The organism is Sphingomonas ginkgonis (assembly GCF_003970925.1).
GTDB classification, from domain to species: Bacteria; Pseudomonadota; Alphaproteobacteria; order Sphingomonadales; family Sphingomonadaceae; genus Sphingomicrobium; species Sphingomicrobium ginkgonis.
On record NZ_RWJF01000001.1, the window covers coordinates 818,879 to 830,235 of the forward strand.

Below are 11,357 nucleotides of genomic sequence, written 5' to 3' on the forward strand. Positions count from 1 at the left end.
TCAGTACATGTGCTGCCCGCCGTTGATGGACAAGGTCGATCCCGTCACGAAGCCGGCGTTCTCGTCGGTCAGGAACGCCACTCCCCGCGCGATCTCGTCGGCTCGTCCCAGCCGCCCGACCGGGATCCTGGCGACGATCTTGCCGAGCACGTCCTCGGGCACCGCCGCGACCATGTCGGTGTCGATGTAGCCCGGCGCGATCGCGTTGACGGTGATCCCGGTGCGGGCTCCTTCCTGCGCCAGCGCTTTGGTGAAGCCGTGAATGCCCGACTTCGCCGCGGCGTAGTTGACCTGGCCATATTGGCCGGCCTGGCCGTTGATCGAGCCGATGTTGACGATCCGCCCATATTTGCGGCCGGTCATGTCGTCCCACACCGCTTTGGCCATGTTGAAGCAGCCGCCGAGGTTGGTGTCCATCACCTCCTGCCACTTGGCATGGTCCATCCGCTTCATCGTCGTGTCGCGGGTAATGCCGGCGTTGTTGACGAGGATGTCGACCGGGCCGAGCTCCTCCGACACCTGGCGGACACCCGCCATGCAGGCGTCATAGTCGGACACGTCCCACTTGTAGGCCTTGATGCCGGTCCGGTCGGTGAAGGCCTTCGCCCGCTCGTCGTTGCCGGCATAGTTGGCGGCGACGGTCACGCCCGCGTCCTTGAGGGCGACGCTGATCGCCTCGCCGATGCCCCGCGTTCCGCCCGTGACGATCGCTACCCGTGCCATCTGCATCCTCCATTATGACTTTGGTTAATCTCTACGGTCGGTTCCACCACCCGGCAAGCTCGCGGGACAGCAGCCCGTCCAGCATGGCCATGCCCTCGTCGCTGTCGTTGAGGCAGTCGAGCGCGGCGAACTGCTCGCCCCCCGCCGCGAGGAAGGACTCGCGCCCGCGCAGGCCCAGTTCCTCGATCGTCTCGAGGCAGTCGGCGGAGAAGCCGGGGGCGGCGATGGCGATCCTTTTCACCCCTTGTGGGGGATAGGCCTCGAGCGTGGCGTCGGTCGCCGGCTCCAGCCACCTGGCGCGGCCGAAGCGGGACTGGAAGGCGACGTCGACCGGGACGCTCATCCGTTCGGAGACGAGCCGCGCGGTCTTGCGGCACTGGCAGTGATAGGGATCGCCGAGCCGGAGCGTCCGCTCGGGCATGCCGTGGAAGCTCAGCAGCAGCCGCTCGGGCTCGAAGTCGAGCGCGGCGATCTGCCGCTCGAGGCTGGCGACCAGCGCATCGATGTAGAGCGGATCGTCGTGGTAGGCAGGGAGGGTGCGGAGTGCGGGCTGCCAGCGCAGCGCGGCCATCCCCGCGAACAGCGCGTCGTGCGCCGAGGCGGTCGTCGCCCCGCTGTACTGGGGATAGAGGGGGGCGGCGAGGATCCGCTCGGCTCCCGCCTTCTTGAGCCGCTGCACCGCCGCCGCGATTCCGGGATTGCCGTAGCGCATCGCCCAGTCGACCAGCACCGTGTCGCCCCATCGCCCGGCGAGCGCGCGGGCCTGCCGCGCGGTAATCGCAGCTAGCGGCGAGCCCTCTTCGGTCCACACCTGGCGATAGGCGTGCGCCGACTTGCTCGGCCGGGTGCGCAGGACGATGCCGTGGAGGATCGGCTTCCACGCGATCCGCGGAATCTCGACCACGCGCGGGTCGGAGAGGAACTCCGCGAGGTAGCGGCGGACCGCGGCGGCGTCGGGCGCGTCGGGGGTCCCGAGGTTGATCAGCAGCACCCCGACCCGCGGGGTCGGGACGATCGGGTGGTCGGCGGGCGGTTGCATGGGGCGCTAGATCAGCGCGAACGGCAGCTTGCGCAAGCGCCGTCCCTGCGCCGCCAGCGCATTCGCCACCGCCGGGGCGAGCGGGAGCAGGCCGAGACCGCTCACCCCGCCCGGCGCGGCGTCGCTCGGCACCAGCTCGATCTCGATCCGCGGCAGCCGGTCGAGGCGCAGCCCGCCCGGGTCCGCGGCGACCGGCATGCCGGCGACGAGGCGGGGGGTTGGGCGCGTCGCCTGCTGCAGCGCGCTGACGAGCCCGCCCTCGATCTGCTGGCGGACCAGGCCGGGGTTGATTACCCGCCCGCAGTCGACCGCGGCGACCAGCCGGTCGACCCGCACCGTCCGGTCCTCGCCGATCGTCGCGCTCGCCAGCAGCCCGATGTGCGAGCCGTATGCGCTGACCGCGGCCAGCCCCATCGTGCTGCCGGCGCCGCCCCCGTCCCACCCGCCGATCCGCGCCGCCGCGAGCAGCGCCTCGGCGAGCCGGAGGTTGGTCCCGAGCATGGCGACCCGGTAGGAGAGGGGCTCGGCCCCGCCGGCGCGGGCCATCTCGTCGACGAAGCTCTCGGTGGCGAAGGCCGCGGCGGCGAGCTGCTCGCCGCGCACACTGCCGGTGCGGAGCGGCAGGTCGGCGCGCCCGGCCGCGATCCGCAGCGCCGGGATGGCATAGGGCGGGATCGCCGTCGCGAGCGCGTCTTCCCCGAGGGTCCCGAACTTCCTGCCGAGCAGTGCGGCGAGCTCGTCGGCCAGCCCGTCGGCGGTGGCGATCGTCGCACTCCACGCGGCGATGCGGCTCCCGCCGGGCTGCGGGAGCGCGGCCATGCGCGCGCGCAGCGGCGCGGCGAGGGGTCGATGGTTGACCGTCTCGGCCCATGGCGGGGTGAGCTGGACCGGGGCCTTGAGCCGGCCGGCGAGCGCGATCGCGAGCGGGGCGGCGAGGCTCTCGACCGCGCCGCCGCCAACCCCGCCGACCGCCAGTGGATAGAGGACGACCTCCCGCTGGCCGAGCCCGGCCGCCGCCGCTGCCGCCGCGCGGGCCAGCGCCGGCGCCTGCGTCGCGACCCACAGCTCGAGCCCGTCGGCGCTGAAGCGCGCGGTGGCGCTGTCCGGCTCAAGCCGCTCCGGCGACCGCGCGGCGACCTCATAGGTGGCGGCGAGCGGGCGCGATCCGGCCACCGCCTGGTCATAGTCGCCGCTCACGTGGAACGGCGTGGCGGCGCCGAGCGCGGCGTCGAGCGCGCGGCCGACTGCGGTCTCGTCACCGTCGCGGCGTCCCGAGAAACGCGGGTTCGCCGCGGCGAGCGCCTGTTCGGCCACCCACCACTGGTCGGCCACCGCCGCCAACCAGCCATTGGTGGCGACCAGGGCGCGCAGTCCGGGAACGCGCCTCGCCGCGGCCGCGTCGTGGCCGAGCAGCCGGCAGCCGGGGGGCGCCAGCCGGGCGGAAGCCTGCAGCAGCCCGGGCAGGCGGACGTCGGCAGCCAGCCGGAAGCTGCCGTCAGACTTGGCGGGAAGATCGAGGCGGGGGAGCGGCTGGCCGGCGAGGCGGCGGGTCGAGGGAGCGCGCAGCGGCGGCTCGTCCGGCACTCGCTCGCGCGCCGCGGCGTCGGCGAGCGCGGCGAACGCCAGGCGCTTCCCCTCGTGACGGACGAACCCGCCGGCGCTGTCGCATTCGTCCGCGGCGACCTTCCAGCGGCGCGCGGCGGCGGCGCAGAGCATCGCGCGGGCGGTCGCACCGGCGTGGCGGAGCGGCGCCTCGAAGGCGCGGACCGAGGTCGACCCGGCGGTCAGCCGCAGCCGCGGGTCGCCGGGATCGAATCCGCCGAGCCGGCCGGCGAGCGGATTGGGATAGTCGCCGGCGAGCGGGGCCGGCTCGACCGCGACGCTGGCCCAGTCGGCGCCGAGCTCGTCGGCGAGGATCTGCGGCAGCGCGGTCCAGCTGCCCTGGCCCATCTCGACCTGCGGCACCGCGACCGTGACCCGCCCGTCGGTGCCGACCTTGAGGAAGGAGCCGAACAGCCGGTCCGGGTCCCGCCCGGCCTGGAGCGCGCTGCCCCGCGATCGCGGCCACAGCGAGAAGGCGAGGACCAGCCCTGCCCCGGCCCCCGCGCCGACCAGCAGCGTGCGCCGGCTGACCGGCGCCAGGCGAGGACTCAAGCGCGGTAGCGCTGCTTGAGCGCGACCCGGTCGATCTTGCCGGTGCCGAGCCGGGGCAGCGGCTCGTCGACGAACACCAGCCGCGCCGGCACCTTGAACGCGGCCAGCCGGCCGGTCAGGAACTCGCGCAGGCCGGCCTCTTCCAGCGTGCTGTCCTCCTGCCGGTAGAGGATCGCCACCGGTACCTCGCCGAGCCGCTCGTCGGGAACCCCGAACACCGCCGCCTCGGCGATCGCCGGACAGGCGTAGCAGGCGGCCTCGACCTCGGCCGCGCTGATGTTCTCGCCGCCGCGAATGATGATGTCCTTCTTGCGGTCGACGATGAAGAGGTAGCCGTCCTCGTCGAGGTAGCCGATGTCGCCGGTGCGCAAATATCCATCCGCGGTGAAGGCCGCGGCGGTCGCCGCCGGATTGTCCCAGTAGCCGTCGATGTTGGCGGCGGTCCGGATGCCGACCTCGCCGCGCTCGCCAGGCGGAAGCTGGGCGTCGCCGGCACCGAGGATCGCCACCGTCACAAGCGGCTTCTGCGCGCGGCCGGTCGAGGCCGGCTTCTCGGCATAGTTGGACCAGAAGTTGCTGCAGCCGGTGGCATTGGTCTCGGTGAGGCCATAGCCGAGCGCCGGCTGGGCGGCGGTGAAGTTCTGCTGGAGCCGCTCGACGTGCGCGACCGGCCGCGGCGCCCCGCCCGCGGTAATGTCGGTCAGGCTGGCAAGGTCATAGCGGTCCTTGTCGGGATGGTTCATCAGCTCGAGACTCATCGTCGGCACCCCGACGAAATAGGTGACCTTCTCGCGCTCGATCAGCCGCAGCGCCTCGCCCGCGTCCCACTTGGGCATCAGCACCATGCCGCGCCCGATGACGAAGCTGTTGAGCATGACCGGCACCTCGCCGGTGACATGGAACAGCGGCACGGTGACCAATGTCCGGGGCGGGTTCTTGGGCGGCTCGCCCCGGCTCTCGAGGATGCCGAGGAGGACGATCAGCCCGCTCGCATAGGCATAGACCGCGGTGGTGACCGCGCGGTGGCTGGAGAGGGCGCCCTTGGAATCGCCGGTCGAACCCGAGGTGAAGAGGATGGTGGCGGGGTCCTCGGGCGCGATCGCCGGCAGTTCCGCGTCGCACTCCTCGTCGCCGAGCAACGGGGCGAGCGCCTCGGCGATCGGCCGCTCGATCGGCAGGGTAATGATGCGCTCGGCGCCCGCGACGGCGCAGCGCTGGGCGCGCGGCGCGTCGGCAAGGACCAGCGCCGGGCGGGTCAGGCCGATCGCATGGGCGAGCTCGGCCGACTGCCACCAGCCATTGACGAGCGTGGCGATGGCGCCGGCCTTGATCGCCGCCATGTAGGTGACGATCCAGCTCGGGCAGTTGCGCATCGCGATGGCGACCCGGTCGCCCTTGCGCACCCCGTGGCGGCCGACCAGCGCGCGCGCCAGGCGCGAGCTGATCTCGTGAAGTTCGGCGAAGCTCAGCCGCTCCTCGCCCGCGACCACCGCCTCCACCGCGCCGTTCAACTGGCAGAAGGCGTCGAAGAAGCCGGGCAGCGTGTCGGGAAAGTTGGTGACGATCGGCCGGCCGCGCTCGTCCTCGCCGATAACCAGCCGCCCGCCCGGGCCGGTGACCGCCGCCAGCACCTCGTCGAACCGTTGGTCCAGCGCGCTCGGCATCCTCGCTCCTTTGCCTTTGTTGTGCGTCGTCTTATGAGCGGCCAATCAACCAGGGGGAAGTCCTTGTCGAGCATGCTCATCGCCGCCGCGAACGCCATCGCGTGGACCGACCTCCACCTCGACCCGGTGGCGCTGCAGATCGGGGCGTTCCAGCTCCGCTGGTACAGCCTCGCCTATCTCGCCGGCATCTTCCTCGGCTACTGGTACCTGCTCAAGCTGATCGCCCAGCCGGGCGCGCCGATGGCGCGGCGGCACGCTGACGACCTCGTCTTCTACGCCTCGCTCGGGATCATCTTCGGCGGGCGGCTCGGCTACGTGCTCTTCTACAACCTGCCCTATTATCTCCAGCACCCGGTCGACATCCTGAAGCTGTGGGACGGGGGCATGAGCTTTCATGGCGGCGTCGTCGGGACCAGCCTCGGCATCCTCTATCTCGCCCGCAAGGAGAAGCTGAACTGGCTGCGGCTGCACGACTATGTCGCCTGCTGCGTGCCGTTCGGGCTGTTCTTCGGGCGCCTCGCCAATTTCGTGAACCATGAGCTGTGGGGCGCGCCGACCAACCTGCCGTGGGCGATCCGCTTCCCCGAGACGATCGGGACGATGACCGTACTCGGACCGCCGCGCCACCCGAGCCAGCTCTACGAGGCGGCGATGGAGGGCATCCTCCTGTTCCTCATCCTCGCGGTGATGTTCTGGCGGAGCCAGGCGCGCTACTATCCCGGACGGCTGGTCGGCGCCTTCCTCCTCTTCTACGGCCTGTTCCGCTTCCTCGTCGAGTTCGTCCGCGAGCCGGACAGCCAGCTGGTCGCCTTCGCCCAGGCGACCGGGCTGCACATGGGGCAGTGGCTGTGCGTGCCGATGATCCTCGGCGGCGCCTTCCTGATGGCGACGAGCGGCAAGCGCCGGCAGCGGGTCGAGCCGACCTTCGGCACGGAGAGCGTCGCCTGACCCCGCTCGAAAGCGCCATCGTCGAGCGGATCAAGGCCGAGGGGCCGCTGACCGTCGAGGCCTATATGGAGGCCTGCAACGCTTACTATTACGCGACGCGCGACCCACTGGGCGCGCGCGGCGACTTCACCACCGCGCCGGAGATCAGCCAGATGTTCGGCGAGCTGGTCGGCGCCGCGCTGGCCGACGCTTGGCAGCGCGCGGGCAAGCCCTGGCCGGTCCGCTTCGTCGAGCTCGGCCCGGGCCGCGGGACGCTCGCCGCCGACGCGCTGCGGGTGATGCGCTCGGCCCGGCTCGACCCGCCGATCCACTTCGTCGAGACCAGCCCGACGCTGCGCGCCGCGCAGGCGCTCCAGCATCCCGGCGCGCACTGGCACGACCGGATCGACGAGCTGCCCGACGACGGCCCGCTGCTGCTGGTCGCCAACGAGTTCCTCGACGCGCTGCCGGTGCGCCAGCATGTCGGCGGGCAGGAACGGCGGATCGAGTTCATCGGGGGGCATCTCGCCTTCGATCGCGACGGCGAGATCGTCGAGACCGCGCCGGCGCGCGACGAGGCGGTGGCGGCGATCGCCAGCCGGCTGGTCGCGCAGGGCGGGGCGGCGCTGGTGATCGACTATGGCCATCCGGAAAGCGCTCCGGGCGACACGCTGCAGGCGCTCCACGCGCACCGCTTCGCGCGGGTGCTCGACCGGCCCGGCGAGCAGGACCTGACGGCGCATGTCGACTTCGCCGCAGTGGCCCGGGCCGCGCGTGCCGCCGGGGCCGAGGTGACTCTGCTGGCCGAGCAGGGCCCGTGGCTCGAGCGGCTCGGGATCATCGCCCGCGCCGCCGCGCTCGCCGCCACCGCGCCCGAGCGCGCCGGCGAGATCGAGGAGGCCCGCGCCCGGCTCTGCCGCCCGGACCGGATGGGCAGCCTGTTCAAGCTGCTGGCGATCCACGCGCCCGGCTGGCCGGCTCCCGCGGGGCTCGGCTGATGGCCGCCGCGCCGACCTACCGCGGCGCCACCGCCGCCGACGCCGACGCGATCCACCGCCTGTTCGTCGCCAGCTTCACCGACACGTTCGGCCATCTCTACCGGCCCGAGGACCTCACCGCGTTCGTCGCCGGCTTCACCCGCGACGGGTGGGAGCGCGAGCTGCGCGACCCGGCGATGCGCTTCCGCCTCGCCGAGGCGGACGGGCGGCTGCTCGGCTACGCCAAGATCGGCCCGCAGACGCTGCCGTTCGAGCCGCGCGGCCCGGCGCTCGAGCTCCGCCAGCTCTATCTCGACCGCGACTGGCACGGGCAGGGCGTCGCGCAGCAGCTGATGCGCTGGGTGCTCGACGAGGCGATGCGGATGCGCGCGGAGGAGGTGTTCCTCTCGGTCTACATCGACAATGAGCGGGCCAAGCGCTTCTACGCCCGCTACGGATTCGAGCGGGTGGGCCGCTACGACTTCATGGTCGGGCAGCATGCCGACGAGGACATCATCATGCGGCTGGCGCTGTGAGCGCGGTCGAGGTGCTGCGCTCGGCGCGGATCGCGGTGCCGCACGGCTTCCTCGGCCGCCGCGGCGGGACCAGCAGCGGCCCGATGTGGGGCCTCAACACCGGCCTGGGCAGCGGCGACGATCCCGCGGTCGTCGCGGAGAACCGGCGGCGCGCGGCGGCGGCGGTGCTGCCCGGCGCGCGGCTGGTCGGGGTCTACCAGGTCCATGGCGCCGACGCGGTGGTCGCGGGCGGCTGGTCGGACGCGGAGCGGCCGCACGCCGACGCGCTGGTCACCGACCGGCCCGGCGTGCTGCTGTCGATCCTCACTGCCGACTGCGCGCCGGTGCTGTTTGCCGATGCCGAGGCGGGGGTGGTCGGCGCCGCCCATGCCGGGTGGAAGGGCGCGCTCGGCAGGGTGGTCGAGGCGACGGTCGCGCGGATGGAGGCGCTCGGCGCCCGGCGCGAGCGGATCGCGGCGGCGGTCGGGCCCTGCATCGCCGCGCCCAGCTACGAGGTCGACGAGGCGTTCCGCGCCCGCTTCCGCGCCGCCGACGAGGGCTTTGACCGCTTCTTCTCGCCCGGGCCCGCGGGCAAGCCGCACTTCGACCTGCCCGGCTTCGTCGCCGCCCGCGCTGCCGCGGCCGGGCTCGGCGCCGTCGAGGCGCTCGGCGAGGACACCTATGCGCAGGAGAAGCGCTTCTACAGCTTTCGCCGGGCCACCCACCGCGCGGAGCCGAGCTACGGCCGGCAGCTCAGCCTGATCGGCCTCGCCGCGGACTGACCGGGCGCCGGCTCAGTCGGGCGCGCGGATTGCCTTGGGGCGCTCGCCCGGGTTCTTGCGGATGTTGGGCTCGCCGTCGTTCGACAGCAGCGCCGAGACCCAGGTGGTCGCCTCGAACTGGCCGAACACCATCATCAGCATCAGCGTCATCGGCACCGCGAGGAAGGCGCCGGGCAGCCCCCACAGCACGCTCCAGAAGGACAGCGAGAGCAGGGTCGCGACAGGATCGATGTTCTGGGTTTCCGCCTGCATTCGCGGGTAGATGAGGTTGCCGACGATCGTCGCGACGACCTGGATCACCGCGAAGATCACCACCGACTGCCAGATGGTCGGGAACTGGACCAGCGCGAACAGACTGGGGAAGACCGAGCCGACCGTCACCCCGATGTTGGGGATGAAGGTCAGGAGGAAGAAGACCACGCCCCAGAACAGGACATTGTGGAGCCCCACTGCCGCCATCACGATCACCGCCGCCGCGGTCAGGATCGCGCCGGTGATGGTCTGGACCCAGACATAGGTCTCGATGTCGGCGACGATCTTCTCGATGGTGTTCTCGACCATCCGCGCCCGCTCGGACGAGCCGGCCGCCTTGTGGACCTTGTCGCCGAGCCGCTTCCGCCCGGCGAGGATGAAGCCGAAGTAGACGATCACCAGCAGCAGCCCGGAGCCGAAGCCCTGCAGCTCCGAGAGAATCGCGCCCGCCAGCCGCGGAATGCTGATCTCGCCGATCACCGCGGTGAGGTGGAGCGGCCGCTCGAGATGGAAGGCCTGGCCCGCGCTCATCGCCAGCGCGTCAAGCCGGGCGAGCACGGCCGGCCCCTGCGCGACCATCTGCGCCATTCCCTGCGCGATCGCGAAGATCCCGCCCGAGGCGATGCTGATGACGATGATTCCGGCGATCGCCGACACCGCCCAGCTCGGCGGCCTGGGCGAGAGGCGGTGGATGAAGCGGACCAGCGCATTGACCAGCACCGCCAGCACGAACGCCACCACCAGCGGGATCATGATGTTGCGCAGATAATAGAGCAGCGCGATGGCCGCGGCGATTCCGGTGATGATCTGCGCCGTGGCGACGCTGCGCGACTGCATGGGCCCGTCCTGCGCCGCGCGGCGCGCCGGCGCAAGCGGGCGGGTTGACGGGCCGTCCGGCTTTCCTACCCGCCGCCTTTCTGCTTCAACCTCGCCGGTGCCGTCCCGCCCGTATTTCCCGTCCGCTCACGATCGCGTCGTGACCGTCTCGCAGGCTCACCACCGTGACCATTGGGACCTTTCGAGGTGCCCCGCCTCGCTCGGCCAAAGAAGCGGCCGCGGCGCATGATCCGCTTCGAGCATCGCGCGATCCCGATCGTCATGGCGGCGGTGACCATCGACGTGATCGGGTTCGGGATCGTCATGCCGGTGCTGCCCAGCCTCATCACCCGGCTCGGCCACATGGACCTGCCGGCGGCGACGCGCATCTCGGGCTGGATGCTCGCGGTGTTCGCGATCGCGCAGTTCTTCGCCGGGCCGGTGATGGGCAACATCGGCGACCGCTTCGGCCGTCGCCCGGTGCTGATCGCGGCGATGGTGGCGTTCGGGCTCGACTATCTGCTGATGGCGGCGGCGCCGACGCTCGCCTGGCTGTTCGTCGGGCGCGCGGTCGCCGGGGTGGCGGGAGCGACGATGGGCCCGGCCGGCGCGGTGATCGCCGACGTGACCCCGCCGGAGAAGCGCGCCGCCAGCTACGGCCTGCTCGGCGCCGCCTTCGGGATCGGCTTCATCATCGGCCCGGCGCTCGGCGGGTTGGTCGCGCACTGGGGCGTGCGGGCGCCGTTCATCGTCGCCTCCGTGCTCGCCTTCCTCAACGCGGCGGCGATGATCCTCCTCCTGCCCGAGACGCTCGACGCGGCGCACCGTCGCCCGTTCCGGCTGCGCGAGGCGACGGTGGTCGGCGCGTTCCGCCCGCTGTTCCATGCCGGCAACGCCACCCCGCTGCTGGTTGCCTGGTTCCTGTGGCAGCTGGGCGGGATCGTCTATCCCGCGGTCTGGTCCTTCTGGTCGACGATCCGGCTCGGCTGGAACGCGGCGCAGATCGGCTGGAGCCTGGCGTGGGTCGGCTTCCTCCAGCTCGTCGTCCAGATCTGGGTGACGCCGCGGCTGATGCCCCGGCTGCACGAGCGCGGCGCCGCCATCGTCGGCCTCTCCGCCGCCGCGCTGACCCTTTTCGCCTACGCCTTCGTGACCCAGGGCTGGCAGGTCTACGCCTTCTTCCTGTTCGGAGCGCTCGGCGCGCTGGCGTGGCCGGCGATGAACGGGATCCTCTCGCAGATGGTCGACTCGACCCGCCAGGGCGCGCTGCAGGGCGGGCTCGGGGCGATGAACAGCGTCGCCGCCATCTTCGGCCCGCTGATCGCCGCGCAGAGCCTCGCCTGGGGCAGCCGCCGCGGCTTCGACGGCGCCGCCTTCCTCATCTCGGCCGGGCTGATCGGCGCCTCCGCCCTGATCATCGCGCTCGGCACGCCGCGCCGCGCCGCCGCTCCGGCGAGCGCGGACGGTCCCGGGTTTGAAGCTGGCGGCGGCAACGGCTAGAGGGCCGC

General features: G+C 72.3%; 10 protein-coding genes. 5 read left to right on the forward strand and 5 right to left on the reverse strand.

Translation table 11 applies throughout. From position 1 onward, the window contains the following. From phbB to HMF7854_RS03965, 4 genes are read right to left on the reverse strand one after another with little or no spacing between them, the layout of a single operon-like run. Nucleotides 1–723 carry an acetoacetyl-CoA reductase gene (gene phbB, locus HMF7854_RS03950; RefSeq protein ID WP_126717907.1) on the reverse strand — a complete coding sequence of 241 codons (723 nt, stop codon included), beginning with the start codon at nt 721–723 and terminating at the stop codon, nt 1–3. Between the two features lie 31 nt (nt 724–754). Then, a complete protein-coding gene (gene hemH / locus HMF7854_RS03955; RefSeq protein ID WP_126717908.1) occupies nt 755–1,762 on the reverse strand; it encodes a ferrochelatase in 1,008 nt (335 codons plus the stop codon). A gap of 6 nt (nt 1,763–1,768) precedes the next feature. Then, nucleotides 1,769–3,916, reverse strand: a complete 2,148-nt coding sequence (locus HMF7854_RS03960; protein WP_239016827.1) for a molybdopterin cofactor-binding domain-containing protein — start codon at nt 3,914–3,916, stop codon at nt 1,769–1,771. Beyond that, nucleotides 3,913–5,580 (reverse strand): class I adenylate-forming enzyme family protein, encoded by a 1,668-nt coding sequence (locus HMF7854_RS03965; protein ID WP_126717909.1) that lies wholly within the window; start codon nt 5,578–5,580, stop codon nt 3,913–3,915. The genes HMF7854_RS03960 and HMF7854_RS03965 overlap by 4 nt, the downstream gene beginning before the upstream one ends. A gap of 72 nt (nt 5,581–5,652) precedes the next feature. Here HMF7854_RS03965 and lgt point away from each other — a divergent pair, with 72 nt between their 5' ends. The 4 genes from lgt to pgeF are packed head-to-tail and all read left to right on the forward strand — an operon-like array spanning nt 5,653 to nt 8,781. After that, complete coding sequence (lgt, locus tag HMF7854_RS03970; protein WP_420822372.1) at nt 5,653–6,528, forward strand: prolipoprotein diacylglyceryl transferase; 876 nt, start codon at nt 5,653–5,655, stop codon at nt 6,526–6,528. Next, complete coding sequence (locus tag HMF7854_RS03975; protein WP_338056327.1) at nt 6,423–7,505, forward strand: class I SAM-dependent methyltransferase; 1,083 nt, start codon at nt 6,423–6,425, stop codon at nt 7,503–7,505. Before lgt ends, HMF7854_RS03975 begins: the two co-directional genes overlap by 106 nt. After that, nucleotides 7,505–8,020, forward strand: coding sequence for a GNAT family N-acetyltransferase (locus HMF7854_RS03980; protein ID WP_126717911.1), 516 nt, complete (start codon nt 7,505–7,507; stop codon nt 8,018–8,020). Before HMF7854_RS03975 ends, HMF7854_RS03980 begins: the two co-directional genes overlap by 1 nt. Beyond that, nucleotides 8,017–8,781: a peptidoglycan editing factor PgeF gene (pgeF, locus tag HMF7854_RS03985; RefSeq protein WP_126717912.1), complete on the forward strand. Its 765-nt coding sequence runs from the start codon at nt 8,017–8,019 to the stop codon at nt 8,779–8,781. The genes HMF7854_RS03980 and pgeF overlap by 4 nt, the downstream gene beginning before the upstream one ends. A gap of 12 nt (nt 8,782–8,793) precedes the next feature. On the opposite strand, the gene HMF7854_RS03990 is transcribed toward pgeF, so the two are convergent. Continuing rightward, nucleotides 8,794–9,870 (reverse strand): AI-2E family transporter, encoded by a 1,077-nt coding sequence (locus HMF7854_RS03990; RefSeq protein WP_126717913.1) that lies wholly within the window; start codon nt 9,868–9,870, stop codon nt 8,794–8,796. A gap of 225 nt (nt 9,871–10,095) precedes the next feature. Between HMF7854_RS03990 and HMF7854_RS03995 the strand changes: the two genes are divergently transcribed. Continuing rightward, nucleotides 10,096–11,349: an MFS transporter gene (locus HMF7854_RS03995; RefSeq protein ID WP_185829145.1), complete on the forward strand. Its 1,254-nt coding sequence runs from the start codon at nt 10,096–10,098 to the stop codon at nt 11,347–11,349. Nucleotides 11,350–11,357 lie beyond the last annotated feature (8 nt).

Coding starts and splice junctions, on each gene's coding strand:
- phbB (WP_126717907.1), bottom strand. CDS start 723: ATGGCACGGGTAGCGATCGTCACGGGCGGAACGCGGGGCATCGGCGAG.
- hemH (WP_126717908.1), bottom strand. CDS start 1,762: ATGCAACCGCCCGCCGACCACCCGATCGTCCCGACCCCGCGGGTCGGG.
- HMF7854_RS03965 (WP_126717909.1), bottom strand. CDS start 5,580: ATGCCGAGCGCGCTGGACCAACGGTTCGACGAGGTGCTGGCGGCGGTC.
- lgt (WP_420822372.1), top strand. CDS start 5,653: ATGCTCATCGCCGCCGCGAACGCCATCGCGTGGACCGACCTCCACCTC.
- HMF7854_RS03980 (WP_126717911.1), top strand. CDS start 7,505: ATGGCCGCCGCGCCGACCTACCGCGGCGCCACCGCCGCCGACGCCGAC.
- HMF7854_RS03990 (WP_126717913.1), bottom strand. CDS start 9,870: ATGCAGTCGCGCAGCGTCGCCACGGCGCAGATCATCACCGGAATCGCC.
- HMF7854_RS03995 (WP_185829145.1), top strand. CDS start 10,096: ATGATCCGCTTCGAGCATCGCGCGATCCCGATCGTCATGGCGGCGGTG.